The sequence below is a fragment of the Streptomyces pseudovenezuelae genome, assembly GCF_029892565.1.
Taxonomy (GTDB): domain Bacteria; phylum Actinomycetota; class Actinomycetes; order Streptomycetales; family Streptomycetaceae; genus Streptomyces; species Streptomyces pseudovenezuelae_A.
Genome location: NZ_JARXVH010000015.1, coordinates 188,302 through 214,213 on the forward strand (window position 1 = coordinate 188,302; position 25,912 = coordinate 214,213).

24 protein-coding genes are annotated in these 25,912 nt (G+C 70.7%); 10 read left to right on the top strand and 14 right to left on the bottom strand.

The features are described 5' to 3' along the window. The first annotated feature begins 29 nt into the window (after positions 1–29). The gene (locus M2283_RS37715) at positions 30–1,283 is read left to right on the top strand and encodes a hypothetical protein (protein WP_280880998.1); all 1,254 of its coding nucleotides are present in this window, start codon (positions 30–32) and stop codon (positions 1,281–1,283) included. Between the two features lie 49 nt (positions 1,284–1,332). Here the strand turns inward: M2283_RS37715 and M2283_RS37720 are convergent, their stop codons facing one another. Then, positions 1,333–2,655, bottom strand: coding sequence for an Nramp family divalent metal transporter (locus tag M2283_RS37720; protein WP_280880999.1), 1,323 nt, complete (start codon positions 2,653–2,655; stop codon positions 1,333–1,335). Positions 2,656–2,709: 54 nt separating this feature from the next. Next, entirely contained in the window at positions 2,710–3,618 is a 909-nt protein-coding gene (locus tag M2283_RS37725; RefSeq protein ID WP_280881000.1) for an MEDS domain-containing protein, read from the bottom strand. A 328-nt stretch (positions 3,619–3,946) separates the two neighbouring features. Here M2283_RS37725 and M2283_RS37730 point away from each other — a divergent pair, with 328 nt between their 5' ends. After that, positions 3,947–5,299, top strand: a complete 1,353-nt coding sequence (locus tag M2283_RS37730) for a M14 family metallopeptidase (RefSeq protein WP_280881001.1) — start codon at positions 3,947–3,949, stop codon at positions 5,297–5,299. Here M2283_RS37730 and M2283_RS37735 read toward each other — a convergent pair. From M2283_RS37735 to M2283_RS37755, 5 genes are all read right to left on the bottom strand, one after another. Further along, on the bottom strand, positions 5,296–6,006 hold the full coding sequence (locus M2283_RS37735) for a hypothetical protein (protein WP_280881002.1): 711 nt from the start codon (positions 6,004–6,006) through the stop codon (positions 5,296–5,298). The two genes, M2283_RS37730 and M2283_RS37735, sit on opposite strands and share 4 nt — an antisense overlap. Positions 6,007–6,100: 94 nt before the next feature. Beyond that, positions 6,101–7,579 carry a GntP family permease gene (locus tag M2283_RS37740; RefSeq protein ID WP_280881003.1) on the bottom strand — a complete coding sequence of 493 codons (1,479 nt, stop codon included), beginning with the start codon at positions 7,577–7,579 and terminating at the stop codon, positions 6,101–6,103. A gap of 109 nt (positions 7,580–7,688) precedes the next feature. Next, on the bottom strand, positions 7,689–8,099 hold the full coding sequence (locus M2283_RS37745; RefSeq protein WP_280881004.1) for a RidA family protein: 411 nt from the start codon (positions 8,097–8,099) through the stop codon (positions 7,689–7,691). Between the two features lie 25 nt (positions 8,100–8,124). After that, positions 8,125–8,880: an IclR family transcriptional regulator gene (locus M2283_RS37750; protein ID WP_280881005.1), complete on the bottom strand. Its 756-nt coding sequence runs from the start codon at positions 8,878–8,880 to the stop codon at positions 8,125–8,127. Further along, on the bottom strand, positions 8,877–9,920 hold the full coding sequence (locus tag M2283_RS37755) for a sugar kinase (protein WP_280881006.1): 1,044 nt from the start codon (positions 9,918–9,920) through the stop codon (positions 8,877–8,879). Before M2283_RS37755 ends, M2283_RS37750 begins: the two co-directional genes overlap by 4 nt. A gap of 134 nt (positions 9,921–10,054) precedes the next feature. Here M2283_RS37755 and M2283_RS37760 point away from each other — a divergent pair, with 134 nt between their 5' ends. Together M2283_RS37760 and M2283_RS37765 are read left to right on the top strand one after the other, a co-directional pair. Next, positions 10,055–11,320, top strand: a complete 1,266-nt coding sequence (locus M2283_RS37760) for an amino acid deaminase (RefSeq protein WP_280881007.1) — start codon at positions 10,055–10,057, stop codon at positions 11,318–11,320. Positions 11,321–11,328: 8 nt separating this feature from the next. Then, on the top strand, positions 11,329–12,957 hold the full coding sequence (locus M2283_RS37765; RefSeq protein WP_280881008.1) for an N-acyl-D-amino-acid deacylase family protein: 1,629 nt from the start codon (positions 11,329–11,331) through the stop codon (positions 12,955–12,957). Positions 12,958–12,989: 32 nt separating this feature from the next. Here the strand turns inward: M2283_RS37765 and M2283_RS37770 are convergent, their stop codons facing one another. After that, on the bottom strand, positions 12,990–13,841 hold the full coding sequence (locus M2283_RS37770) for a S1 family peptidase (RefSeq protein WP_280881009.1): 852 nt from the start codon (positions 13,839–13,841) through the stop codon (positions 12,990–12,992). Positions 13,842–14,046: 205 nt separating this feature from the next. Here M2283_RS37770 and M2283_RS37775 point away from each other — a divergent pair, with 205 nt between their 5' ends. The 6 genes from M2283_RS37775 (at position 14,047) to M2283_RS37800 (ending at position 20,359) form a co-directional block, all read left to right on the top strand. Then, positions 14,047–15,258 (top strand): pyridoxal phosphate-dependent aminotransferase, encoded by a 1,212-nt coding sequence (locus M2283_RS37775; RefSeq protein ID WP_280881010.1) that lies wholly within the window; start codon positions 14,047–14,049, stop codon positions 15,256–15,258. Between the two features lie 49 nt (positions 15,259–15,307). After that, positions 15,308–15,721 carry a hypothetical protein gene (locus M2283_RS37780; protein ID WP_280881011.1) on the top strand — a complete coding sequence of 138 codons (414 nt, stop codon included), beginning with the start codon at positions 15,308–15,310 and terminating at the stop codon, positions 15,719–15,721. Between the two features lie 230 nt (positions 15,722–15,951). Continuing rightward, positions 15,952–17,016, top strand: coding sequence for a hypothetical protein (locus tag M2283_RS37785; protein WP_280881012.1), 1,065 nt, complete (start codon positions 15,952–15,954; stop codon positions 17,014–17,016). Positions 17,017–17,032: 16 nt separating this feature from the next. Continuing rightward, positions 17,033–18,229: a toxic anion resistance protein gene (locus tag M2283_RS37790; RefSeq protein WP_280881013.1), complete on the top strand. Its 1,197-nt coding sequence runs from the start codon at positions 17,033–17,035 to the stop codon at positions 18,227–18,229. Next, positions 18,226–19,764, top strand: coding sequence for a vWA domain-containing protein (locus tag M2283_RS37795; RefSeq protein WP_280881014.1), 1,539 nt, complete (start codon positions 18,226–18,228; stop codon positions 19,762–19,764). Before M2283_RS37790 ends, M2283_RS37795 begins: the two co-directional genes overlap by 4 nt. Further along, positions 19,751–20,359, top strand: coding sequence for a hypothetical protein (locus tag M2283_RS37800; RefSeq protein ID WP_280881015.1), 609 nt, complete (start codon positions 19,751–19,753; stop codon positions 20,357–20,359). Before M2283_RS37795 ends, M2283_RS37800 begins: the two co-directional genes overlap by 14 nt. 27 nt (positions 20,360–20,386) lie before the next feature. Here M2283_RS37800 and M2283_RS37805 read toward each other — a convergent pair whose 3' ends face one another. The 6 genes from M2283_RS37805 to M2283_RS37830 all read right to left on the bottom strand — a co-directional run bounded on the left by M2283_RS37805 (position 20,387) and on the right by M2283_RS37830 (position 25,622). Then, positions 20,387–21,568: a hypothetical protein gene (locus M2283_RS37805; RefSeq protein ID WP_280881016.1), complete on the bottom strand. Its 1,182-nt coding sequence runs from the start codon at positions 21,566–21,568 to the stop codon at positions 20,387–20,389. Beyond that, entirely contained in the window at positions 21,565–22,365 is an 801-nt protein-coding gene (locus M2283_RS37810) for a PP2C family serine/threonine-protein phosphatase (RefSeq protein ID WP_280881017.1), read from the bottom strand. The genes M2283_RS37805 and M2283_RS37810 overlap by 4 nt, the downstream gene beginning before the upstream one ends. Before the next feature lie 3 nt (positions 22,366–22,368). After that, positions 22,369–23,130: a vWA domain-containing protein gene (locus M2283_RS37815; protein ID WP_280881018.1), complete on the bottom strand. Its 762-nt coding sequence runs from the start codon at positions 23,128–23,130 to the stop codon at positions 22,369–22,371. Between the two features lie 26 nt (positions 23,131–23,156). Continuing rightward, positions 23,157–24,101 carry a hypothetical protein gene (locus M2283_RS37820; protein WP_280881019.1) on the bottom strand — a complete coding sequence of 315 codons (945 nt, stop codon included), beginning with the start codon at positions 24,099–24,101 and terminating at the stop codon, positions 23,157–23,159. Positions 24,102–24,193: 92 nt separating this feature from the next. After that, a complete protein-coding gene (locus M2283_RS37825) occupies positions 24,194–24,586 on the bottom strand; it encodes a hypothetical protein (RefSeq protein ID WP_280881020.1) in 393 nt (130 codons plus the stop codon). A 49-nt stretch (positions 24,587–24,635) separates the two neighbouring features. Next, positions 24,636–25,622 carry a serine/threonine-protein kinase gene (locus M2283_RS37830; RefSeq protein ID WP_280881021.1) on the bottom strand — a complete coding sequence of 329 codons (987 nt, stop codon included), beginning with the start codon at positions 25,620–25,622 and terminating at the stop codon, positions 24,636–24,638. Positions 25,623–25,912: the final 290 nt, after the last annotated feature.

The following is a 25,912-nucleotide window of genomic DNA, read 5'->3' on the forward strand; positions in this document are numbered from 1 at the left end:
CGCCCCCTTCCCGAAACGGCGGTTCCGTCATGCCCGTAGAGCAGCACAGCGATCCCTTCGAGGAGACGCTCGCCGCAGGCCTGAGAGAGGCCGGCGACACCTTCACGACCGACCGGGCCGCGCTCGTCGCCGCCGGCTCGGTACGCGGGCGCCGACACCTGCTGCTGCGCCGGGCCGCCGTGACGGGCGGCGCCGCGGGCATCGCGCTCGTCGGCGTGGGCGGGGCGCTGCTCCTGCCCGACGCCGGCACCACCCTTCAGAACCAGGCCTCGGCGACCTCGCCGGTCTCCACGACCGCGACTCCCGGCAAGGACACACGCGCTCTGACCACCGGCGCCTCACTGGCCAAGTCGCTCGAAGCGCTGTTGCCGAAAGGCGAGTTCGACCAGACGGCGACCTGGGGCGTCAACGGGTCGTCGGCGTTCACGGGCATCGTCTACGACGACGGCAAGGGGGCGTCGGCCATCGGGCTGTCCATCGGCCGCGTCGACCCGGCGAGCGAGGAGGCCGCCCAGCTCACCCAGTGCCCGGGCAAGGCGCTGACGCACTACGACGCCTGCCGCACCGAGCAGTTGGCCGACGGCTCGCGGCTCATGATCTACCAGGGCTACGAGTATCCCGACCGGCGCGTGGACACCAAGTGGTGGTCCGCCGAACTGGTGACCCCGCAGGGGAAGCACGTCAACGTCGAGGAGTGGAACGCCGCCGCCGAGAAGGACTCGCCGATCACCCGGCCCCAACCGCCCTTGTCCCCGGCGCAGTTGAAGAAGGTCGTCACCGCGTCCGTCTGGCGCGACGCCGTCGACTCGCTGCCCAAGAGCTCCGCGAAGCCCACGACCCCGTCGAGCCCGACGACCCCCGTGGTCGAGGGCAAGCCGGTCACGTCGACGCTCAAGAGCCTGCTGCCGAAGGGCTTCAAGGTCACCGGGACCGGCCCCGCTGACGACACGGAGTTCGGCTACCTCGTGGTCGACGACGGCAAGGGCAAGACCTTCGTGCAGGTCAACGTCCAGCCCGACATGTCCGACGCCGCGGACGACCTCTTCGGCACCGGCTCCGATACCCTGCCCGACGGCACCAAGGTCGCCGAGCGGCAGGGGCCCGGCGAGAAGGGCGGTTCGGGTGTCGTCATGTGGACCGTCGACACGATGCGGCCCGACGGCCGCCGAGTGGTGATCAGCGCCTTCAACTCCGGTGCCCAGGACACCCCGGCGACCCGCGCGACCCCGGCCCTGACCATGAAGCAGCTCCGCGCGATCGCGCTCAGCACGGAGTGGCTGTAACCGCGACGCCCGGGGTCGGTGAGGCCCCGGGCTCCGGGAGAACCCGCCGTCAGAAGAAGTCCGCCCACGGCTGGTCCCAGATCTGCTTCACGCACAGCACCAGGAACAGCACCCCGGCCAGCGCCAGCATCGCGTTGCTGAGCAGGCCGTTGCGCCATTCGGCCGGGGTGCGGCTGGAGTTGAGGAGCCAGATCAGGGTGCCGGCGAGGAAGGGCAGGAAGGCCGCGCCCAGGACGCCGTAGAGGATGATCAGTCGGAAGGGCTCGCCCTGGAAGAGCAGGACGATCGGCGGGAAGGTCAGCCACAGCAGGTACGCGCGGAAGGGCCAGGAGCGCTCGCGGGCACCGGAGGCGACCTCCTCGCCGCGTACCGTCGAGCGCGCCCGGGAGCGGGCCACGAAGTCGGCGAACATCAGGCTCACGCCGTGCCAGACGCCGATCAGTGAGGTGAAGGACGTGGCGAAGAAGCCGATCAGGAAGAACTTGGCCGTCGCCGTGCCGTATTCGGCCTCCAGGATGTCGCTCAGCTGGATCAGGCCCTTGTCGCCGCTGGCGATGGCCACGTTGGCGGAGTGCAGCAGTTCCGCGCCGACGAAGAGCATCGCGACGACGAAGATGCCGGTGGTGGCGTAGGCGACGCGGTTGTCGAACCGCATCACCTTCATCCAGCCGGTGTTGGTCCAGCCCTTGGCGTTGACCCAGTAGCCGTACGCGGCCAGCGTGATCGTGCCGCCGACGCCGCCGATCAGGCCCAGGGTGTTGAGGATCGAGTCCTTCTCGTCGGGCAGGACGGGCAGCAGGCCCGCGAAGGCGTCGCCCAGGTTCGGGGTGACCCGGATCGCGAGGTAGACCGTCACCACGAACATGACGCCGACCAGGACCGTCATGACCTTCTCGAAGACCTCGTACTTGTTGAACCAGACGAAGACCAGTCCGACCAGCCCGCAGGCGATGCCCCACCATTCGAGGTCCATCACGTGCGGGAACAGCGCCTGCAGGGGCAGCGCGCTCGACGACATCGCCGCCGCGCCGTAGACGAAGCCCCAGATCACCGCGTAGACGACGAAGAAGTACGTCGTCCAGCGGCCCAGGCTCGCCCAGCCGTCGAACAGGGTGCGGCCGGTGGACAGATGCCAGCGTCCGGCCGCCTCCGCGAGGGAGATCTTCACCAGGCAGCCGACGATGGCCGCCCACAGGAGCGTGTAGCCGAAGTTGCTGCCCGCGATGAGCGTGGCCACCAGGTCACCGGCGCCCACGCCGGTGGCGGCGACCACGATTCCGGGGCCGATGTACCGCCAACTCGATTTACGTGGGGTGGAGTCGATGCCGGATGCCGCCTCGGTGTCAGTGGGGTTTCCCGTGGTGTCCGTCATGGTGGTCAAGAAAGCGCAAAGAGGCGGCAGGGGCAAGAGGGCCTGCGCGTACGGCTATCCGTACTGGAGTCGGATCGTGGCCCCCTTCGCGTCGTCGCGCATGTCCACGTACGCGCAGACCTGCCGGGTGAACCACAGTCCCTGCGCGGGCTCCAACTCGGCACCGGGCGGCGGCACGAAGCCCGCGAGGGGGTCGTCCACCCGTCGCTCGGCGCGCAGTTCGCAGACGACGGCCGGGGCCCGGCCCCACAGCAGCACGCCGGTCACGGGTCCGAGGGAGGCGAGCGCGGCGGTGACGGCCTCGGTGAACAGCTCGGCGTCGGCGGGAGCGAGGCCCCGGGCGGCGGCCCTGGCGCGTACGGCGGCGGGGTACGGCTGCGGGAGCAGTACCGCGTCGGACCCGGGCGGTCCCTGTGCCACGGCGTCGAGTTCGGCGGCGAGGACGACCGGGTCCTCGTACACGCCGGTGTCCGGATGGGCGCGGCGGGCCGCCCCGACGATGGCGGCACCGGCGGTGCGGATGTCGTACGCGCACAGGAACGTCGCCGCCGTGGGCGCGAACAGGAGGTTGGCGAGGGCCTCGTAGCGGATCCACTCGGCGGTCTCGCGCGTGGAGCGTCCGGCGCGGCCGGCCCAGTCGGGCTCCGTGAGGAGGTGGACCCGGCCGTCGGATCCGGCCCGGGAGTCGAGGTAACCGGCCACCTGGGCAACGGCGTTGGCGGCCGAGCCGGTGTACCAGTCGCCGTGCGGGATCAGGCGCACGTGCCGCGCGTCGCCGCCGAGGGCGTCCCGCAGCAGGTCCAGCCGCTCGGGGGCGGCGACGGTCACCGGCGGGGGTTCACCCGGGGCGGCGAGGCCCTCGGCGAGGAAGGGCAGGGCGGCGGCCACGAACGCGTCGTCCGCGCCGAACACGGCCATGCGGTGGTCGAACGCGCGGTGGTCGAACGAGGAGGTGCGGGTCATGGTTCTCCTCCGGCTGGGGGGTCTTACCGTGGGCCGCGGCTCCCCTTGCGCCGAGTCCAACTCTCCATCGTGGCCCGGCACTTGCGCACGCCCCGCTCACACCCGCGAGTGCACTTCGCCGGGGACCGAGCCGGAGGTGACCCCCGCGCGTACACTGCGCGGCCGTTTTCCGAACGGTTCACGCCAAGGACTCTTGGGCCACTCTTGACCAGCTCATGACATAAGTCCACGATGGGCCCGCCACCAGCACCAGTAGGTCGCTGAACCACCCCCGCTCCACCCCCCACTTCCGGAGACCCCGGAACCCCAGGAGAAACCAGGAGACTTCATGCGACTTCGGATACGAGGCTCAGGCGCCCGCGGCAGACGCACCGCCGCCCTCGCCACCCTCCTCGCCCTGACCCTCGCGGCACCCCTCTCCGCGAACGCCGACGGCGCCGACAGCCCTGCCGGCACCGCCAACGCGGCTCCCACCGCCGACGACATCCGGCAGTACGAGATCCACGTCGACCACAACACCCCCGTCACCCGCACCGCGATCGCCGCGGCCGGGGTGAGCGTGGACGAGGCCGACGAGGAGACGGTGGTCGTCTCCGGCCGGACCGCGCAGATCAAGAAGCTGCGCGCGCAGGGCTACGAGGTCACGCCGCTCGGCTCGGCCCCGGACCGCTCCTCCGGCGAGGCCCGGCTCTTCGACTTCCCCACGGCCGACTCGAAGTACCACAACTACGCCGAGACGACCGCGGAGATCGACCAGCGGCTGGCCGCCTACCCCGGCATCATGAGCAAGCGCGTGATCGGCACCTCGTACCAGGGCCGGAACATCGTCGCGATCAAGGTCAGCGACAACGTGGCGACCGACGAGAGCGAGCCCGAGGTCCTCTTCACCTTCCACCAGCACGCGCGCGAGCACCTGACGGTGGAGATGGCGCTGTACCTGCTGCGGGAGTTGGGGACCGGCTACGGCAGCGACTCCCGGATCACCAACATGGTCAACAACCGCGAGATCTGGATCGTGCCCGACCTCAACCCGGACGGGGGCGAGTACGACATCGCCTCCGGCTCCTACCGCTCGTGGCGCAAGAACCGGCAGCCCAACTCCGGTTCCTCGTACGTCGGTACGGACCTGAACCGGAACTGGAACTACAAGTTCGGCTGCTGCGGCGGGTCTTCGGGCTCGACCTCGTCCGAGACCTACCGGGGTGCGTCCGCCGAGTCCGCGCCCGAGGTGAAGGTCGTCGCGAACTTCGTGCGCGGCCGGGTCGTCGGCGGCAAGCAGCAGATCACCGCGGGGATCGACTTCCACACGTACAGCGAGCTGGTGCTGTGGCCGTTCGGGTACACCTACTCGGACACCACGACCGGGATGACGGCGGACGACTACAACGCCTTCAGGACGGTCGGGCAGAAGATGGCCGCGAGCAACGGCTACACCGCCGAGCAGTCGAGCGACCTGTACATCACGGACGGGTCGATCGACGACTATCTCTGGGGCACGCAGAAGATCTTCTCGTACACCTTCGAGATGTACCCGACGTCCAGTTCCGGGGGCGGTTTCTACCCGCCCGACGAGGTCATCGAGCGTGAGACCTCCCGGAACCGGGACGCGGTGCTGCAACTGCTGGAGAACTCGGACTGCATGTACCGGTCGATCGGCAAGGAGGCGCAGTACTGCGCCTAATCGGCGTCCTTGGCCTTTGACTTGACGTCGGTCTTGGTCTCGGCCTCGGTTTCGGCCTTGTCCTCGACGTCGGGCTCAGTCTCGGCGTCGGCGTCGAGCTCGGCGTCGGCGTCGAGCTCGGCCTCGGCGTCGAGCTCGGCCTCGGCGTCGGTCTCGTCCTCGACCGCGTCCTCGGCGTCGCCTTCTTCGAAGTAGGCGTCGAGGACCGCGTCCAGCTGTTCCTCCCACTCACCGAAGCGTGCCCTGGCCGTCGCCTCGATCTCGATCGGGTACCAGCGGCGCTCAGGGGTGTGCACGGTGATGGTGAACCGCTTGCCGAAGCGCGGGGTCTCCGTCTCCACGGCGCCGATCTCGTCCCAGCGGAACTCGCACTGCTGGTCGTCCAGGGTGAGCCGGACGCCCTTCTCGTCGGCGACGATCCGCGCGCGCCGGTCGGAGGCCTCGAAGACGGGCCCGTCGCCGGACTCGTCCGTCTCCTCGACCTCGTCATCGGCGTCCGCGTCGGACTCACCGTCGGCCTCCGCCTCGGCCTCGGTGTCCGCCTCGTTGTCGGTCCCGGGCTCCTCCGGCGCCGCGTCCTCGGCCTCGTCCGGCTGCTTCGCCTTCTCCGGCTCATCGGACACGGGCGACGTGAGCCCGGGGATGAATGCCGGGTCGAACCCGGCGCCCTCCAGGGGCTGGCTGCTCGAACCTATGCGCTGCTCCACAGCGGGAAGTATGGTCGACGATCCTGTGGTGGGCACAGCCAGCCCCAACTTTGTTATCGGACGCCTACACGGACAAACCGAGCCCCACGGGCCCCTATACGAACAAGCTCACCACCGCCGCCACCGCGAACCCCGCCACCGACAGCACCGACTCCAGCACGGTCCACGTCTTGAGGGTGTCCCGTTCGGTGATGCCGAAGTACTTGGCGACCATCCAGAAGCCTCCGTCGTTGACGTGCGAGGCGAAGATCGAGCCGGCCGAGATCGCCATGATGACCAGGGCGACGAACGCCTGCGAGTGGTCGCCCTCCGACAGCAGCGGCGCCACGATGCCCGCCGTCGTCACGATCGCCACCGTGGCCGAGCCCTGGGCGACGCGCAGGACGAGGGAGATCAGGTAGGAGAGGACGATCACCGGGAGGCCGACGTCGTTGAAGGTGTCCGAGAGAGCCTGGGCGACCCCGCTGGCCTTGAGGATCGCGCCGAAGATGCCGCCCGCGCCGACGACGAGCAGGATGTTGCCGACCGGCTTCAGGGAGGCCGTAGAGACGGTCTCCAGGGACTTGCGGGACCAGCCGCGCCGGATGCCCAGCAGGTAGTAGGCGAGGAACAGGGCGATCGTCAGCGCCACGAAGGGGTGGCCGAAGAACTCGATCACCGAGCGGCCCGTGGAGGGGTCCAGGGCGATCGAGGAGAAGGTGGCCGCCAGGATGAGGATCAGCGGGGTGCCGATGATGCCGAGCACCGTGCCCAGCGGCACCGGCGTCTCCCGCGGCTCCACCCCCGACTCGCGCTGCTCGTCGATGACCGCCTGCTTGGCCTCCGCGGCCGCCTCCACCATGTCCTGCGGTACGGCGACGAAGATGCGGTTGCCGATCCAGGCGGAGAAGACCCAGGCGGCCAGCACCGCGGGGAGCCCGCAGATGATGCCCATCAGGATGACCCAGCCGAGGTCCACGTGCAGCAGACCGGCGGCGGCCACCGGGCCGGGGTGCGGGGGCAGGAAGGCGTGGGTCATGGACAGGCCGGCCAGCAGCGGCAGGCAGTAGAGCAGGATCGACTTGCCGCCACGCTTGGCCGCCGCGTACACGATCGGCGCCAGGACGAAGATGCCGACGTCGAAGAAGACCGGGATGCCGAAGATGAGGCCGGTGAGGCCCATGGCGAGCGGTGCGCGCTTCTCGCCGAAGAGGTTGAGCAGCCGGGACGCCAACACCTCGGCGCCGCCGCTGACTTCGAGGATCGCGCCGAGCATCGTGCCCAGGCCGATGATGATCGCGACATGGCCGAGGATGCCGCCCATCCCGGACTCGATGGTCGACACGGCGTCCGATCGCTGGACGGTGCCGAAGAGTTCGGTGACCGAGAGGCCGGCGAGCAGGCCGACGGCTATGGAGACCGCGAGGAGGGCGACGAAGGGCTGCAGTCTGACCTTGATGATCAGGAAGAGGAGCAGGACGATGCCGATGGCGGCGACGGTCAGCAGACCGGCGGTGCCGTCGAGGAGGAGGAGCAGGCCGCCGGTGTGGGGTGGGGTCTCGGCGGGGGCTGTCGCGGCGAGCGGATGGGACATGGGTGGGGGTCCTCTGGGTGAGTACACGGGACTTTCGGGCAGGGGGGATCACGGCATGGCACCCGGGTAGGCGCCATGCCGGTTACGGCGTGCGGGAGTTGAGGGGGTGTCAGCCGAGGACGGCGAGTGCGTCGATCTCGATGAGCAGACCCGCGGGGAGGCCGACGTAGACCGTCGTGCGGGCGGCCGGCGGTGCGGTGAGGCCCTGCTCCTCGAAGTACGCGTTGTAGATCGCGTTCATCTCGGCGAAGTGGTCGACGTCCGTCAGATAGACGCGGATCATCATCGCGTCGTCCCAGCTCGCGCCGCCCTCCTCCAGGATCGCCTTGACGTTGGCGAGGGTCTGGAGGGTCTGCTCGCGCAGGGTGGGGCCGGCCGGTGTGGGGGGCTTGCCCTCCTCGGCCGGGAGGAAGCCGACCTGGCCGGCGACCTGGAGGATGTTGCCCTTCCTCACGCCGTGCGAGAACTTCGCGGGCGGGGCGGTGTGGGTCTTGGGGGTGAGGGCGATCTTGTCCGTCATGCCGGTCCTTTGCGGGGGTACGGGGTCACTGGGTCGCTGGTGTTCTTCCGGAGTACTCGCCGCTGATCGCGTCGGCCGTGCGGCGCACCAGCGGAAGCAGGGTGAGGAGTTCGTCGGCGGTCACCACGACGTTCGGCGCGGAGACCGACATGGCGGCGGCGACCTTGCCGTCCGCGCCGCGGATGGGCGCCGCGACGCAGTTGATGGACTCCTCGTGGCCGCCGAGGTCGGTGGCCCAGCCCTGCTCGCGCACCTTGTCCAACTCCTTGAGGAAGGCGGGGGCGTTGGGCGTGGACCGGGCCGTGTACATGGGGTAGTCGAGCTCGTCGGCGAGGACGCGCCGCTCGCCCTCGGGCAGGTCGGCCAGGAGCAGCTTGGCGACGGCGGCGACGGTGATGGCGACGGGCTTGCCGATCCGCGAGTACATCCGCACCGGGTAGCGGCTCTCCACCTTGTCGATGTAGAGCACCTCGTGCTCCTCGTAGACGGCGAGGTGGACGGTGTGTCCGCACTGCTCGTTGAGGCGTGCGAGGTGGGGGTGGGCGATCTCGCGGATGTCGAGGTTCTCCATGGCCTCCTGGGCGAGCGCGATGAGGCGGGCGCCGAGACGGTAGCGCTGGTCGGACTGGCGGTAGACCAGGCCGTGTTCGTGGAGGGTGCGCAGCAGCCGCAGGGCCGTGGACTTGTGGACGGCGAGCCGCTCGGCGACCTGGCCGAGGTCGGCGGGCCCCTCGGCGAGCAGCGGCAGGATGCTCAGCGCACGGTCGACGGTCTGGCTCATGGCGTACGTACCTCCTCGTCGGCCCGTTCGTCGGCTGCTGTCCAGCCGGGGCCGAGTCGAAGTCTCTCCCACGCCGGGTCGTCGAGAGCGACCAGCCGGTCGGCGTGGTCGCGGGCCGGAGGGACGGCGAGGTCGCCGGGGACGGTGAGGGCGGCGGCGGCCATGAGGTGGCCGTGCCGCAGGCGGTCGCGGACGGGCAGTCCGCGCAGGGTGGCGGAGAGGAAGCCGGCGGCGAACGCGTCCCCGGCTCCGACGGCGGCGACGACGTCGACGTGCGGGGCGGGGACGAAGGTGGCGCCGGTCCGGTCGTAGACGGTCGCTCCTAGGCCGCCCTGCTTGACGACGAGCACCGAGGGGTCGGGGAACGCGGCGCGCACGGCGTCGGCACCCACCAGCCCCCACACCTCCCGCGCCTCGTCCTCGCCGACGAAGACGAGGTCGGCGGCGCGGGCCAGCTGCAGTGTCGTCTGCGGGCCGTCGGGGGTGCGCCACAGTCCGGGGCGGTGGTTGACGTCGAAGGAGACGAGGGGGCGGCCGTGACGCAGGACGGTCAGCTCGCGCATGAGGTCCGCGCACCCGTCGGCCAGGGCCGCGGTGATCCCGGACAGATGCAGTACGCGTCCGGCGCGGACGGCGGCCAGGTCCACGTTCGCCACGGTCATCGCGGAGGCGGCGGAACCGGCCCGGTAGTACGCGACCTCGTGGGCGTCGGTGGCCCGGTCCCCGGCGGTGCGGAAGTACACGCCCGTCGGCCGCTCGGGGTCCCGCTCCACGGCGGTGACGTCGACGCCGTACGCCCCGATCGCCTCGATCAGGTGGTCCCCGAACCCGTCGGCGCCGACCCGGCTGACCCACCGGACCGTGTGTCCGGCCGCCGCGAGCACACAGGCCACGTTCGACTCAGCGCCGCCGATGGCACGGTCGAAGGAGGGGACGTCGGCGAGGCGGCCCGGCCGGGAGGGCAGGAAGGTCACCATGGACTCGCCGAGCGCTACGACGTCCACGACGTCGGGGGCCTTGCCGGGTCCGGTGGCGGTCACGATCGTCGTAGCTCCTGGGTGAGGGGGTCCCGGCGGCTCCGTTGACCCCGCGTTGGCCGAGATGTTAGACAGCCGTAAGCGCTCTACGCAATGGACGTTGCAGATATCGCAACAGACCAGATCAGGGAGGTCCCATGGACATCGAGGCGCTCGACCGACTCGCCGAGGAACGCGTCGACCACCGATTCAAGGGCCTCCCGCCGGACGCGGCCGGTCTGACCGTCGGCGAGCTGACCGCCGAGCGCCGCAATCTCTTCACCGGCGGCTTCACCACCCCGCTGCTCGCCCTGTCCGCCGAGCGCCTGGAGCACAACCTCGCGCTCATGGAGACGTACGCGACCCGCCACGGCCTCGCCTTCGCCCCGCACGGCAAGACCTCGATGGCCCCGCAGCTCTTCCGGCGCCAGCTCGACCGCGGCGCCTGGGGCATCACCCTCGCGCTACCGCACCAGCTCCGGGTGGCCCGCGCCTTCGGCTTCGGCCGGCTCTTCCTCGCCAACGAACTGGTCGACCCGGCGGCCCTGCGCTGGATCGCCGCCGAACTCGCCGCCGACCCGGACTTCCGCCTGATCTGCTACGTCGACTCCGTACCCGGCGTCGAGCTGATGGCCACGGCCCTCGAAGGGGCCCCGCGCCCCCTCGACGTCGTCGTCGAACTCGCCGCCGGTGAGGGCGCCCGCACCGGCGTCCGGACCGAGGCGGAGTGCGCGGCCGTGGCCGACGCGGTGGCCGCCACCGGCACCCTGCGCCTGGCCGGCGTCGCGGGCTACGAGGGCGAGGTGCCCGGGGCCGACCCGGAGCGGGTGCGCGGCTATCTGCGCCGACTGGTCGCCCTCGCCGCCGACTTCGACAAGGCGGGGCGTTTCACGGGGCTGGACGAGATCGTCGTCAGCGCCGGCGGCAGCGCCTGGTTCGACGCGGTGGCCGACGTGTTCGCCGAGATCCCCGAACTCTCCGTGCCGGTACTGAAGTTGCTGCGCTCGGGCGCCTACGTCTCGCACGACGACGGCCACTACCGCGAGGTGACCCCCTTCAACCGCGTCCCCGAAGAGGGCGCGCTGGAGCCCGCGTTCCGCCTGTGGGCGCAGGTCGTCTCGCGCCCCTCCCCCGAGCAGGCCTTCGCCAACGCGGGCAAGCGCGACGCGGCCCACGACCTCGACCTGCCCTTCCCCCAGGTGGTCCGCCGGGACGGCGCCGAACACCCGGCCACCGGCATCTCGGTGCCCGCCCTGTCCGACCAGCACACCTGGCTGCGCACCACCCCCGAGGCGGATCTACGGGTCGGCGACTGGCTGGGCCTGGGCCTGTCCCACCCGTGCACGACCTTCGACAAGTGGCCGCTGATCCCGCTGGCCGAGGCGGACGGGACGGTCGTCGACTACATCCGCACGTTCTTCTAGGAGGAGTCGTGGAGCAGCTCGTCATCCGGGACGCGGACGTCGTCGACGGTTCCGGCGCACCCTCCTACCGCGCCGATGTGGTGATCGACGAGGGCAGGATCGTCTCGATCGTCCAGGAGGCCGCGGCGGCGGGCTGCCAACGCCCGAAGGCCCAGCGGGAGTTGGACGCGGAGGGCCTGGTCCTCTCCCCCGGCTTCATCGACATGCACGCCCACAGCGACCTGGCCCTGCTGCGCGACCCGGACCACAGCGCGAAGGCCGCGCAGGGGGTCACGCTCGAAGTCCTGGGCCAGGACGGGCTGTCGTACGCGCCCGTCGACGACCGCACGCTCGCCGAGGTGCGCCGCTCGATCACCGGCTGGAACGGGTACGGCGACGACATCGACTTCGACTGGCGCTCGGTGGGCGAGTACCTGGACCGGCTGGACTCCGGTTTCGAGGGCCGTGGAATCGCCGTCAACGCGGCCTACTTGATCCCCCAGGGCACGGTGCGCATGCTCGCCGTCGGCTGGGAGGACCGGGAGGCCACACCCCAAGAGCTCGACCGCATGCGGCAGTTGGTGGCGGAGGGCATGGAGCAGGGCGCGGTCGGCATGTCGTCCGGGCTGACCTACACGCCCGGGATGTACGCCAAGGACGCCGAACTGACCGAGCTGTGCCGGGTGGTGGCGTCCTACGACGGCTACTACTGCCCGCACCACCGCTCGTACGGCGCCGGGGCCCTGGAGGCGTACGAGGAGATGGTCGCCCTGACCCGGGAGGCCGGCTGCCCGCTCCATCTCGCCCACGCCACCATGAACTTCGGCGTGAACAAGGGCCGGGCGCCCGAGCTGCTGACCCTCCTCGACGAGGCGCTGGCGTCCGGGGCGGACCTCACCCTCGACACGTATCCCTACACCCCCGGCTGCACCACGCTCGTGGCGATGCTGCCGAGTTGGGCGAGCGAGGGCGGCCCTGAGTCGATCCTCAAGCGGCTCGCGGACGACGGGACGGCCGAGCGGATCCGGCACCACATGGAGGTCGTGGGCGCGGACGGCTGCCACGGCGTACCGATCGAGTGGGACACGATCGAGATCTCGGGCGTGGGCACGGACTCTTTGGCGGACCACGTGGGCCGCACGGTCCAGCAGTCGGCGGACGCACGCGGCGAAACCCCGTGGACGGTGGCCCGCCGCCTCCTCCTCGCGGACCGCCTCGGACCGACGATCCTCCAACACGTGGGCCACGAGGAGAACGTGCGGGCCATCATGCGCCACCCCGTCCACACCGGCGGCTCGGACGGCATCCTTCAGGGCTCGAAGCCGCATCCGCGGGCGTACGGGACCTTCCCGCAGTATCTCGGGCGGTACGTACGGGAGTTGGGCGTGCTGTCGCTGGAGGAGTGCGTCGCGCACCTCACCTCGCGCCCGGCGGCACGGCTGCGGCTGCCGGACCGGGGGCTGGTCCGCGAGGGCTACCGGGCGGACCTGGTCCTCTTCGACCCGGCGACGGTGGCGGCGGGTTCGACCTTCGCCGACCCGCGCCGGCTTCCGACGGGCATTCCGCACGTCCTCGTCGACGGGCGGTTCGTGATCGAGGACGGGCGGCGCACGGACGTACTGGCAGGGCGGGCGGTGCGGCGGACCACCCGCCCCTGACCGATTACGGTGTGGGGCTTACGACTTGGTGCTCACGGCTTGGGCAGGGTGCAGGCGCTGGCGCTCAGGTTCAGCTTGTTGCCCGTGGTGAAGCAGGCGGGGATGTTGTAGATCTCCTGCGCGTAGTTGATGCCTTCGCGGACGGTCACGGTGCCGTTCGCGTCGACCTCGCAGGGGTTGTTCTCGGTGCAGCGCTCGCCGTCCTCGTTGCCGGTGTTGTTGACGGCGACGACCTGCCCGGTGGCGTTGTCCACGACCGGCGAACCGGACGTGCCGCCGATGGTCTGGCAGGCGGAGGTGTAGCGGACCGAGTCCTTCCAGGTCCAGTCGCCCTCCTTGAGGCGGTAGACGAACCCGTCGACGTTGCAGGCGTAGGTCCGCTTCCAGTACCCGGAGACGACGGTGATCGCGGTACCGGCGGTCGGGTGGGTGCTCTGCACGGTCAGCGGGCTGATCCCGTAGGTGCTGCTGATCGACGCGTACGTGCTCGTCAGCTGGTAGATCGTGACGTCCGTGTCGGTCATGGTCGAGTACGCGACCTTGCTGGCCCGCAGCGTCCCGACCCGCGTCGCCGACGCGTTGAGCAGCCCGAAGGTACGGCTGGAGGCCTGGTCGACGATGACCTCGCCGGGCTCCGGGAAGCCGGTCTCCAGGCAGTGGCCGTTCGTCAGCACCAGCGCCGGGTCGGTGGACACGGAGCCCGGGAAACGGATGACGGAACCGGAGCAGTTGCTGAGCGCGACGGTGCCGGCGAAGTTGACGGCCTGGATGGTGGGCGCGGCCGACTTCTCGACGGGCGCCGCGTCGGGCGCGGCGACCGCGGGTGCCATCCCCGCCCCGGCGATGGCCAGGGTGAAGAGCGTGGCAAGGAGAGGCTTTCGCATGTGGGGGTCCCCTCTGGAAACGCGAGCGACCGGAGGTCTTCCGGTCGCCTTCGCGTTTTTGTCATGGACATCTTCACGACAAGGGGGTGTCACGACAAGAAGGCGTGCGCGAGTTGTGTACGGCGGATCTACGCGCGACACGGGACCGTCTCATGTGGTGGAAAGCACGACCCGAGGTCCGTTACCGGGCCGTAAGCTCCCAGACATGCAGGTGATCCAGTCGACCAAGCTCGCCAACGTCTGTTACGAGATCCGGGGTCCGGTTCTTGAGGAGGCGATGCGGCTGGAAGCGGCCGGGCACCGCATTCTCAAGCTGAACACCGGCAACCCCGCCGCGTTCGGCTTCGAGTGCCCGCCCGAGATCCTGGAGGACATCCTCCGCAACGTGTCGTCGGCGCACGGGTACGGCGACGCGAAGGGCCTGCTGGCGGCGCGTCGGGCGGTCGTCATGCACAACCAGACCCTCGGCATCGAGACGGACGTCGAGCACGTCTTCATCGGCAACGGCGTCTCCGAGCTGATCGTGATGGCGATGCAGGGCCTGCTCGACGACGGCGACGAGGTACTCGTACCGGCGCCGGACTATCCACTGTGGACGGCGGCCGTGTCGCTGTCCGGCGGTACGGCGGTGCACTACCGCTGCGACGAGCAGTCCGACTGGATGCCCGATCTCGCGGACGTGGAGCGGAAGGTCACCGACCGCACCAAGGCGATCGTCATCATCAACCCCAACAACCCGACGGGGGCGGTGTACGACGAGGCGATGCTCAAGGGGCTCACCGACATCGCCCGGCGCCACAACCTGCTGGTCTGCTCCGACGAGATCTACGACAAGATCCTCTACGACGACGCCACGCACACGCCGACCGCGGCCGTCGCCCCGGACCTGCTGACGCTGACCTTCAACGGCATGTCGAAGGCGTACCGGGTGGCCGGCTACCGGGTCGGCTGGATGGCCATCTCGGGGCCGCGCGCGCACGCCGACTCCTATATCGAGGGTCTGACGATCCTCGCGAACATGCGGCTGTGCGCGAACATGCCGGGGCAGCACGGGGTGGTCGCCGCGCTGAGCGGACGGCAGACGATCAACGACCTGGTGCTGCCGGGCGGGCGGCTGCGGGAGCAGCGGGATGTGGCGTACGAGCTGCTCACGCAGATTCCGGGGGTGAGCTGCGTGAAGCCGAAGGGGGCGCTGTATCTCTTCCCTCGGCTCGACCCCAAGGTGTTCAAGATCAAGGACGACCGGCGGATGGTCCTGGATCTGCTGCGCCAGGAGAAGATCATGGTCGTCCAGGGCACCGGGTTCAACTGGCCCGAGCCGGATCACTTCCGGGTGGTGACGCTGCCCACGGCCGGGGATCTGCGGGATGCGATGGGGCGGATCGGGAACTTCCTTGACGGGTACGGCCAACTTTAGACGAGATCTAAGGTAGGATGGCTTCCTGACAGTCACTGGAGGCCATCCCATGTACGAGCCGATCCGTACGAAGTCGGTCCACAGCACGGTGGCCGGTTCGGCCGATTTCCCTCACCGGTCGCGTGAGGACGAGTTGGACATTCAGCTTGCCGGGCACCTCTCGGCGTTGCTGGCGGTGACAGACGAGCTGCGCGGGCTGGAGCCCTCCGGCGACCTCGACAAGGCAGCCGAGCGGCTTGCCACGCAGGTGGCTCGGTTGCGGGGCGGGATGGCGCCGGTTCGGATGTCGGTGACGCCGGCGTCCGACGACCTCACGTCTCTGCACCAGCGGGCGCATGCCCTTGCCGGGCGGGCGCTTGTGGTGGCGGCGTCCCGTGCGGATACCGCTGCGGCGATTTTGGCGGCGGAACAGATGGACGTCCATGCGGCGGCCCTGTCGTCTCGTGAACTGGCGTCCCGGTAAGCCCTCGCGGTAGCGCCGTAGGGGTACTCGACGGTGTGCGGGTCCGCCGCGGCCGGTCGCGCAGTTCCCCGCGCCCCTGAGGGCGTTGCGGCTGAACTTCCTCAACGGTGCCGTTGATGCACCCCCGCTGAAGCGGCGCAGCCGACCCGTTGTGTACCGGGACGGCCACTTCACCCCCCGTTCATCCGATCAGCCCTGGAATATGGGGTTCCGCGAGCACGCTCCCCGGCGTGAGACGAATCGCAGGGATCGTCCTCGCGGTGTTGCTGATCGGCGGCGTGGTGGCAGCCGTCGTGGCGGGCCGGGAAGCGGACGACAAGGGCACGGCAACGAAGACCGTGCGTGGTGTGATCGGGTCGGAGAAGGCGGACTTCTTCGCCGATCCCGATGTGGTGAAGGCCCTCGCCGCCAAGGGCTACACCGTGAAGGCCGAGACCTCCGGGTCCTGGGCCATGGAGGGGCTGGATCTGGAGGGGTACGACTTCGCGTTCCCCTCCAGCCAGGCGCCCGCCGTGGAACTGGCGGCCCGTTACAAGGTGCGCGGCACCCTCCCCCGGCCCTTCTACTCGCCGCTCGTCGTGGTGGCCCACCGCAGCGCCGCCCAGGTGCTCGCGGCCAACGGCCTGGCCACGCTCGACACCGAGCACCGCGGGACGCTGAAGATGGCCGCCTATCTCGACGCCGCCCGGCACGACCGCAGCTGGCAGCAGCTCAAGGGCGCCGACAAGTATGGGGAGTTGAGCGGGACTCTCTTCATCTCCAGTACTGATCCTGAGTCCTCCAACTCCGGTGCTCTTTATCTCGCCGCCGCCAGCTACGTGGCCAACGGTGGGCGAGTCGTCGCGAGTGACGCCGACCTCGACCGGACCGAGCCTCTGCTGAAGAAGCTCGTCACCGTGCAGGGGGCTCAGCAGTCCAGTTCGGACGCCGTCTTCCGGGACTTCGTCAGCGGCGCGGGGAATCCGCTGGTTCTGGTCTACGAGTCCCAGGTCGCCGCCCTGTTGGCGGACGGACAGCAGCCCGGCGACCTCGTCGTGCTCTACCCGGACACCACCGTCAACAGCGACCACACCGTCGCACCGCTCACCGACAACGGCCAGGCCCTCGCCCAACTCCTCTCCACGGACCCGCAGTTGCGGGGACTCGCCGTGCGGCACGGTTTTCGGCCGCAGGGTTCCGCCACCGGGTTCGCCTCGGCCGGCACCTATCTCAAGCAGGAACTGACCGGCGTCCGGCAGGCGCCCGTGCCCACCTCCGCGGTGCTGCACGAGATGGCCCGCCGGGCGAAGGGATAACGGGGGGAACGGAAAAGTGACCGATCACAACACCAGTCAGAACAGCAGCCACAGCACCGACACCTTCACGCTCACCCCGCCGGAGGCCGTGACCGCGGTGCCGCGGGAGAAGGCCGGCGGGCTCGTACCCGTGGACGACTCCGTCCGTACGGACATGGCACGGAAGGCCACCGCGTATGTCGACGGGCTCGCCGTGCTCGACGCCCGGTCGCCGGAGTTCGCCGGCAAGGTCGGCGAGATCACCGCCCTGGGCGCCGGCGAGATGCGCTCCGCGACCGCGCAGTCCAACCGGATGCTGGAGCGGACCGTGCGGTCCCTGCCGGACAAGGGCGGGGACGCACAGTCCCAGGTCGCCGGGTCGCTCGTCGAACTCCGGCGGGTGGTGGAGGACTTGGATCCGCGTGACCTTCCGGCCGGTAAGGGGCGGAAGTTCCTGTCCCGGCTGCCCGGGGGTAACAAGTTGCGCGATCACGTGGCCAAGTACGCGTCCGCGCAGGGGACCTTGAACAAGATCGTCGGCTCTCTGCGCGGTGGGCAGGACGAACTTCGGCGCGACAACGCCGCGTTGCAGACCGAGCGGGTCCGCCTGTGGGAGACCATGGGCAAGCTGCAGGAGTACGTCGTGCTGACCGAGGCCCTCGACGCGGCCGTCGAGCAGCACATCGCGGGCGTCGGGGAGCTGGAGGCGGCCGACGGTCTCCGGGCCGACGTGCTCTTCCCCGTCCGGCAGAAGCACCAGGACCTGCTCACCCAACTCGCGGTCTGCGCACAGGGCTACCTCGCCATGGACGTCGTACGCCGCAACAACGAAGAGCTGATCAAGGGCGTCGACCGGGCGGCCACGACCACCGTGTCGGCGCTGCGGATCTCCGTGATGCTGGCCTCCGCGCTGGACAACCAGAAGAAGGTCGTCGAGCAGGTCAACGCGTTGCGCGGGACCACGGAGGATCTGATCCGGGGCAATGCCGAGATGCTCGCCACGCAGAGCGGGGAGATCCAGCGGATCGCCGCCGACCCGGCCGTGGGCGCCGAGACGCTGCGCTCGGCCTTCCAGCAGATCTACCGCACGCTGGACGCGATCGACACGTACAAGGTCCAGGCGACCGAGGTGATGGCGTCGACCGTCGAGTCGCTGACCGTCGAACTCCAGTCCGCGAGCGGCTACTTGGCGCGCAGCCGGTCCCGGAGCGCGCTCGAAGGGGGGCTGTCATGAGACGGACTGTCGTTCTCGTCGCCGTGTCGGCCGCCCTGCTGACCGCCTGCACGACGACGCCGAAGGAGACCGCGGCTCCCGGCGGCTCCCCGCAGCCGGGCACCCTGCGCGTCCTCGCCTCCAGCGAACTCGCCGACATGACACCGGTGTTGGACCAGGTCCGCAAGGACACCGGGCTCACCGTCCGCCCCACCTACATGGGCACCCTGGACGCCGTGGACCTGCTCGCCAAGGGCGGGACCGACGGGCTGTACGACGCGGTGTGGCTGTCGTCGGACGACTATCTGCGGCTGCGGCCCGAAGCGGCGAAGAAGGTCGTGTCGGAGACGTCGATCATGTCGAGCCCGGTCGCGGTCGGTGTGAAGACCGCCGTCGTCAAGGAGTTGGGCTGGACGCCGGCCCACGTCACCTGGTCGCAGGTCGAGCGGGCCGTGCAGGGGGGCCGGCTCAGCTACGGCATGACCGACCCGGCGCGCTCCAACTCCGGTTTCTCGACGCTCGTCTCGGTCGCCTCCGCCCTCTCCGGCGCGCAGTCCGCGCTCACCGACGCGGACGTCACCAAGGCCACGCCGAAGCTGAAGGAGTTCTTCAAGGGGCAGGAGCTGACGTCGGGTTCGTCGGGCTGGCTGGCGACCGCGTACGAGCGGCGCGGGAACGTCGACGCGATGCTCAACTACGAGTCCGTCCTCAAGGGCGTCTCCGGTCTTACGGTGATCCGCCCCACGGACGGCGTCGTCACCGCCGACTACCCGCTCTCCTCCCTCGCCGCCACGAGCGCGGCGACCCGCGAGGAGTTCCGTCGCCTGACCGAGGCCCTGCGCACCCCGGCGATCCAGCGCCAGATCACCGAGCGCACCCACCGCCGCCCGGTCGTCCCCTCGGTGCGGCCCGCGCCCGGCCTGGACACCAGCCGACGCCGTGAACTCCCCTTCCCCGGCAGCCGATCCGTCGCCGACGGACTGCTCGACGCGTACGAGAACAAGCTGCGCCGCCCCTCCCGCACGGTCTACGTCCTGGACACCTCGGGCTCGATGAAGGGCGACCGCCTGAACCGGCTGAAGAAGGCGCTCACCGACCTCACCGCGGACTTCCGGGACCGCGAGGAGGTGACGCTGATGCCGTTCGGCTCGGACGTGAAGAGCGTACGGACCCATGTGATCGACCCCGCGGACCCGGGGACCGGCCTCGACGGCGTCCGCAAGGACACCAAGGCGCTCAGCGCCCAGGGCGACACCGCGATCTTCTCGTCGCTGGAGAAGGCGTACGACCATCTCGGCGCCGACGACGACACGTTCACGTCGATCGTGCTGATGACGGACGGCGAGAACACCACCGGCGCCAAGTCCGGCGAGTTCGACGCCTTCTACCGCGGGCTCGGCGCGCAGCAGCGGCAGACCCCCGTCTTCCCGATCCTCTTCGGCGACTCCGACCGGGCGGAGCTGGAGCACATCGCCGATCTGACCGGCGGCCGCCTCTTCGACGCCCAAAAGGGCTCGCTGGACGGCGCCTTCGAGGAGATCCGTGGCTACCAGTAGGTTCGTGGGGTTCCTGGAATCCCGCAAGAACATCACGGGCAGCGCCTGCGGACTGGCCGGCCTGGCGCTGACCTTCGTGGGCGCGGCGGGACCGTACTGGCCCGTCGTGGTCGTCGGCCTGTACGGCGCGGGCGCGCTGATCGCCCCGCCGGAGCGGCCCGCGCCGCCCGCCTTCCCGGACCCGTCCGCCCAACTCGACGAGGTGCGCGAGGACTTCGAGCGGCTCGGCGGCTATCTCGCCGGTGTCGAGCTGCCGCCGGCGGCCGCGGGCCGGCTCACCGAACTGACCGGGCTGCTGGCCGCGTTGCTCGACCCGGGCTGGGCCACGGAGTTGCTGGGCCAGGACCCCGAGGGCCTGCACACCCTCTCCCGGGCGGTGCGCCAGGACATCCCCGAGGCCGTCGACACCTTCGTACGCACCCGGTGGTGGAGTCGGATGGCGCCGGGGCAGGAGCCGCCGGAGCGCCATCTGGAACGGCAGTTGACGCTCCTGCAGGAGGAGGCGGACCGGTTGGCCGCGTCCCTGCGCGAGACGGAGGCACGGCGGCAGGAGTCGCACACGCGGTATCTGGAGGACCGGGGCCGGGGGGCCTGAATCGACCCCTGACTCACCGGGCCCGAGTCACTGTCCCTGGCGACCGACCAGGAACACGATCAGCACCAGCACCACGATCAGCAGCACCGCCACCTTCACCGCCCCGAACCGGCCACCGCCGACCGGCACGTCCTGTGTGACCGGTGCCGGCGGCGGTGGCGGCAGCGGGACCGGGGCGGGGCCGTTGAAGACGTCGTGGCCGGTCAGGGCCGCTCGGGTGCACCACGGGCAGGTCGCGAGGTGGGAGCCGTAGGTGTGCAGGGGGCGGTGCGGGCAGATGCGCATGCGGGCCCGCTCCCGGTCGAGCGCCCGTAGCCAGGCCTCCGCCGGGGGGCGGGCGGCGGGGGCGTGCACGCCGGGGCCGAAGGCGGCGCGGGCCAGGGTGAGGAGTTCGGGCGGCAGCACGGACGGGTCGACGGTGCCGCGCGGGATGGTGACCAGCTCGGGGCGTACGACGTAGGAGCAGCTGGCGGCGATGTTGTCCTTGACGGTCGACTCGGAGGTGCTCTCGTGCGGGACGCCCCCGAAGGGGTGGTTGCCGGCCGTCAGCAGTTGGTAGACGAGGACCGCGAGGGCGAAGTCGTCGCTGGCCCGGGTGGCGGGGGCGCCGGACTGCCGCTCGGGGGACGAGTAGTCGGTGGTGTGCATCAGGCAGGGGAAGGGTTCGCCGGTGACCGCGTCGGTGAAGGCGATGGAGTCGCAGTCGAGGAAGGTGACGAAGCCGTTGCCGTCCACGACCACGTTGCTGCTGGAGAAGTCGCCGATGACCAGATGGTCGTGGTGCATGCGCGCGGTCATGAAGGCGAGGTTCCAGGAGACGCCGAGCAGGAACCGCCAGTCCGCCCGCTCCGGGAAGAGCCGCAGCCGCTGGGTGCGGGTGAACAGGCCGACCAGCTGGACGTGTTCGGGCTCCCCGAAGCGGTGCATGGCGTAGCCGAGGAACTCTCCCTCGGCGCCCCGGGCGATCGCGGTGGGCCAGGCCAGCTCGGGCGGCTGGGACTGGTCGGTGGGACGGGCGGCGAGCGGGGACATGGTCAACATGCGGGCCAGCCGCCGCTCCTGGTCGGGTCCCGGCGGTTCGCGGTAGAGCTTGACGACCGTGCCGTGGTCGCCCTCGACCGGGAAGACGGCCGCCTGGCCGCCGCCCTTGAGCGGGAGTTCGGCCAACTGGGCCTGCTTGCCGTCGAGATACACGACCCGGCCGCTCATGCCCGTACCTCCCGCACGGCCCGCAGCAGGGTCTTGTCGTCGGCGTTCAGCGCGGTCAGCCGGTCCGACCTGAGCAGTGCGGCCAGGTTCTCGTGGGCGCTGTCGGAGACCGGGCCCGGGGTGGTGTCCAGGGAGCGGAAGACGGCGTCGGCGAAGGAGGCGTTGGGCATCGGCGCGCCCCCGGCCGAGCGGGACAGCGCGGCCTGCGCGAGTCCGTCGGTGGACAGCAGCACCCCGTCCACGCCCGGGTCGCACACGCAGTCGGTGTGGATCCGGCGGGCCGCGTCCGGCGAGGTGAGGAAGACCGTCTCGTTGCTGTACTCGCTGACGGCGGCCGGCTGCGGCAGCGCGTGGAACTGCCGCTCCCCGTCCTCGGTCCCGGCCCGCAGCACCACGAAGCCGTCGCCGACGGTGAGATGACCGAGCCAGCCGGGGGTCAGCACGACGACGGTGAGGGTGGTCGCGAAGTCCGCCGCCGACGCCCCCGTGGTGTCCAGGAACACCTTGGTGACGTCGTGGAAGGCGTCCGTCAGCAGGTCGTGCACGGCCTCACCGGGCGGGGTGTCGACGGCGGCGGATGACCTTCGTACGAAGTGCTCGACGGCCAGGTCCACCGCGAGCCGTGAGCCCTCCTCGGAGCGCGGCCTGCTGCCCGCGCCGTCCGCGACGGCGAGCACCGCGACCTGCCCCGACACGGTGTGCGCGCACGCGTCCTGACAGGGGCGGCCGTCCCTGCGGTGCCGGTAGCCCTCGACGCTCATGCCGTGGATCCGCCAGCCGGCCCGGCCCGCGCCCATCGCCTAGCTCTCCCAGGCCGGGCGCTGGGTCTTGAACTGGCTGAAGATCTTCTCGAAGACCTCGTCGCCCGCGCCCTTCTGCTCGGCGTTGGCGCTCGCGGACATCATCTGCAGCAGCTCACGGAACGGGAAGCCCTGGATGCGGGCGTTGAACGTCGGCGCGAAGGCGCGCAGCACCTGTTCGCCGATGTCGGTGATGCCGCCGACGCCGATCGCGTAGAGCCGGAAGCGGCGGGCGCGCTGCTCCTCGGCGAGGACGGGGACCAGCCGCTGCCAGGAGTCGGTGCGGCGGCCGGTGCCGTCGGTGGGCAGTCCGTCGGTGACCAGGCAGATCTGCGGGCGGTAGTACTGCAGCCCGGAGGCGCGCAGTTCGGCCTTGCGGGCCGCGACGACGTGCATCGACAGCTCAAGTGCCTCGGTCATCAACGTCACGCCGGCGGCGGCCAGTCGGGGCGGCCGGAACGTGTGGGCGGGCACGAACGGGCTCACCGGCGTCCCCGGCGGCAGCGGCTGCGGGCCGCGCCACGCGGCGACGCCCTGTCCGCCGAAGGTGACCAGGGCGACCTCGACGGAGTAGCTGAGCGCCACGTCGTCGTGGAGCTCGCGGGTCCACTCCACCAGGGCGTCGTTGAGCGTCTGGATCGGCGGGCCCGCCATCGAGCTGGAGGTGTCGAGGCACAGCACCAGCGGCAGCCGCTGGGCGTTGTTCTCGAACTCGATGTCGGCGTACTCCGCCGGCAGGGTGGGCGGGTATTCGCTGGACATGGGCCTCTCCTGGTGGAACCGGTACGTCAGCGGGCGGGGGCGGACCGCCCTGCGGCGGGCGGGAAGGCGTGCAGGACGTCCGCGTCCTTCTCCGGGACGTCGGTGACGTCGACGGGCGAGCCGGGCACGGGCGGCGCCTGTCCGGGCTCCGCCCACACCGCCCGGTACAGGACGCGGTCGACCTCGACGTAGCCCTGCGGGTGCAGGTCGGTGCGGACGACGGCGGACCGGGCGGAACCGGCGCGGTTTCGGGCCCGGTGCCGGCCGCCGGAACGGGCGGGTGTGGTGCGCAGGGCGCGGGTGGGTTCGTCGGCGTCGGCGGTGCGGGAGGCCTGACCGGCCGTGGCGGGGGCCGGAGTCCGGGTGCGGCGGACGAGGAAGTAGAAGGCGCCGAGGAGGAGGACGAGGACGGTGGCGGTGGCGGGGAGCAGCCATTGGCTACGGTTGTCGCCCTGGTCGTCGGCGGGGCCTACGACGTAGGCGTGCTGCTCGGTGGCCTCGTCCGCCGTGATCAGCTTGTCGCCGGACATCGGGGACTCGCCCGGGCCGACCAGCTCGCACAGGTCCTTGCGCGTCGACCCGCAGAGAATGTCCAGCTCCTTGCGCATGCTCCGCGACAAGCGGTCGATCTTCGCGCTCTCGTCGACGAGCCGGCCGCGTTGTTCCGCCAGCAGGAGCAGGACCGTGCCGCCCTCGCCGGTGGAGACGCCGGCCGGCACCTGGACGTTCAGCTTGCTGCTCTTCCTCTCGATGTCCTCGATGAGGTCGGCGCGTTGGGTCGTGGAGCCGTCGAGGCGCAGCGCCCGGTCGAGGGTGACGGTGACGGTCCCGCCGTCGAGCTCGCTCGACCAGCACTTCAGCCTGGCCGAGAAGTCCCCGCCGCATCCGTCGTCCGCCCCGGCCGCCGGCGCGACCGACACCAGGACGAGAAGAATTCCCAGAAAGATGGTGAAACGCAACGATCGCCCCATGGGCACCCCCGTGGCCCGAAAAGACCCCCGCCCATAGTGGAGCCAACAGGCCCGCGTCCGAAAGGGGCTGTGCCCCCTCACACCTGTCACTTCTACAACTGGAACACCTGGTGGCAGCGGATGAACATCTGCCGCGCCCGTTCCACCCAATCACTGGCCAGAGCATCGAAATCCGTCTGCGTGACCCGGCAGGTCAGCGGGAGATCGCACACCCCGGCGAGACACGGCCGCGGTCCCCGGACGTCCCACACGGAGAGCATGGGATTGAGCTGTTCCGTGTTCCACGCGTTGGACGCGGCGGCGGCGAGGGCCAGTTGGTCGTGGCGCAGGTCCTGGCCGTCGGTGACGAAGGCGACGAGCAGCCGCTTGGTGGTCATGAAGCGGACCGTGAGCGTGCGGCCGGTCTCCTCCAGGTCGAAGCGCAGGGACACGGAGTCGGTGTCCGTCAGGGCGTGGTAGTTCCGGTCGGCGCCCCACTTCTGCACCAACTGCCTCCAGTGCGTGCCGATTTCGAGGACCGGGCGGGGAAAGGACTCAGAGGGAGCCACGGTTCACCGCCCGGGTGACCATCGCGTCGGTCAGTCCGGCGTCCAGCAGCGCCTGGGCGTGCAGCAGCAGACAGGACGGCACCGACACGCTCGTACCGGAGGAGCGGCGGGCCGCCAGTTCGCTGACCCGGAGTTCGATGGTCCGCCTCACCTTGGGCGGCGGCCAGGACGGCGACTGCTCGGTCTCCGCGAGGAGTTCGGTCAGCAGCACGTCGAGTGGGGGCCGGTCCTCGGGTTTCTTGGCGAGGCAGCGGGCGACCAGGGGTCGTATGCCCGCTGGTACGGCGTCGAGTTCGGGTTCGCCGCAGACGACCTGGTAGCGCACCGACTCGCCGGTGCCGTGCGGCGGGCGGCCGGTGAGGGCGTAGACCAGGACTCCGCCGAGGGAGAAGACGTCGCTCGGCGGGCCGACCCGCGCGCCCTTCATCTGCTCGGGGGACATGAACGGCGGGGTGCCGACGATGAGTCCGGCCTGGGTGAGTCCGGGCGCGCCGTCGACGCGGGAGATGCCGAAGTCGATGACGCGGGGGCCGTCGGCGGCCAGCAGTACGTTCGACGGTTTGAGGTCGCGGTGCACGACTCCGGCCGCGTGCACGGCCTGCAGAGCCTCGACCAGGAAGGCGCCGAGCTTGCGCACCTGCGCCTCGGGCAGCGGACCGTCGGTGCGGACCGCCTCCGTGAGCGAGGGGCCCGCCACGTACATCGTGGCCAGCCAGGGCAGTTCGGCCTCCGTGTCGGCGTCGATCACGGCCGCCGTGTACGCGCCGCTGACCACCCGGGCGGCGGCGACCTCGCGGGCGAAGCGCTCCCGGAACTCGGGTTCGGCGGCCAGTTCCTGGCGCACCACCTTGACCGCCACCTCGCGCCCGGCCGGCGAACGGCCGAGATACACCCATCCCATGCCGCCGGATCCAAGGCGCCCGACGATCCGGTAGGGCCCCACCTTCAGGGGATCGCTGACCGGTGTGCGCACCCCGCTCACCTCATTTCGGGGTTCGTTGCAGGATGTCCCGAGTGTCCCGCGAAATCCCGGTGCGCACAGAGGTGATGCAAGAAGACGCGAGAAGATACGAGAAGTGGAAGCCGTCGGTTTCACGACAGAGACGGCAGCGGCGGCCGAACAACGGCGAGGGCCCGCCGCCGCGTTCCCGTCGGGGCGGACGGGAACGGTGACGACGGGCCCACAGTCCCGCACGCCGTTGTGCGGGACCTCGCCGGTCTGCACCGCGGCCGGCCGTGACGATCGCTGGTCAGGGCACCGTT